This window comes from Actinospineispora acaciae DSM 45401 (genome assembly GCF_000620785.1).
Classification (GTDB): domain Bacteria; phylum Actinomycetota; class Actinomycetes; order Mycobacteriales; family Pseudonocardiaceae; genus Pseudonocardia; species Pseudonocardia acaciae.
The window spans coordinates 1-1,201 of the sequence record NZ_JIAI01000093.1 but is presented as its reverse complement, the minus strand read 5'-3'; the positions used below and the strand labels follow the sequence as shown (position 1 = coordinate 1,201).

At 71.0% G+C, this 1,201-nt stretch carries 2 protein-coding genes; both read left to right on the top strand.

The window, feature by feature from the left end:
• The coding region (locus N912_RS65005; protein WP_028928031.1) for a CBS domain-containing protein at positions 1-492 on the top strand (492 nt) is incomplete at its 5' end.
• A partial coding sequence (locus tag N912_RS0148285; protein ID WP_028928030.1) for an ABC transporter permease occupies positions 489-1,201 on the top strand: 713 nt, incomplete at its 3' end. The genes N912_RS65005 and N912_RS0148285, both read left to right, overlap by 4 nt.

Below are 1,201 nucleotides of genomic sequence, written 5' to 3'. Positions count from 1 at the left end.
GGCGACCGGATCGCGATCCTCAACGTCGGCGCCGTCATCGCCCAGTACGACACCCCCGAACGGATCCTGTCCGACCCCGCCGACGAGTTCGTGACGGACTTCGTCGGCCGGGGCGCCTCCATCCGCCGGCTCTCCCTGACCCGCACCAAAGAGGTCCAGGTCCCCCGCTGGCCCTGCGCACTGGCCGGCGGCGACACCGTGCTCGGGGTGGCCCGAGAGTCCCGCCACGGCTGGGCCGTCCTGCTCGACACCGCGCGCCGGCCGGTCGGCTGGGTGCCCTCCGACGTGGCCGGCACCGACACCACCATGCTCACCCAGGGCGTCCCGGTTTCCGCCCGGATACGGCCAGACGACACCCTGTTCGACGCGCTGGACGGCATGCTCTCCTCCAACCGCTCCGCCACCGTGGTGGTCGACGACCACGGCCGCTACCGGGGCGTGCTGGACATCGAGACCGTCCGCCAGCTCATCCATCAGGACGATCCGCAATGACCGTCCGCAAGGTCGTCACCCCGGTGGTGCTCGGCCTGGTGCTGCTCGCGCTGTGGCTCTACGTCCGCGCCCAGCCGCTGGACAGCATCGAGGCCCGCAGCCTCAACGCCGACTACCTGGGCAGCCGCACCGTCAAGCACCTGGAGCTGACCGCGGTCGCGGCGGTGCTCATTCTGCTGATCGCGATCCCGCTCGGCATCGCGCTGACCCGGCCGGGCGCGCGGGGCGTGGCCGGCCCGGTGCTCGCGCTGGCGAACATCGGCCAGGCCATCCCGTCCATCGGCCTGATCGTGCTGTTCGCCGTCGTCCTGGTCGCCGTCGGGGTGAACACCATCGCGGTGATGACCCTGGTGATCTACGGGCTGCTGCCGGTGCTGCGCAACACCATGGTCGGGCTGCAACAGGTGGACTCCTCCGTGGTCGAGGCGGCCCGGGGCATGGGCATGACCAAACGCGGCACCCTGTGGCGCATCGAGATGCCACTGGCCGTGCCGGTGATCCTGGCCGGCATCCGGACCGCGCTGGTGATCACCGTGGGCACCGTCGCGCTGGCCACCTTCATCGGCGCCGGCGGCCTCGGCGATGTGATCAACAACGGCATCTCGTCGAACCGGAACCTCGTACTGGTCACCGGCTCGGTGCTGGTCGCCGTGCTCGCGCTGCTGGTCGACTGGATCGCCGAGCTGGCCGAGGACTACCTGCGCCCGAG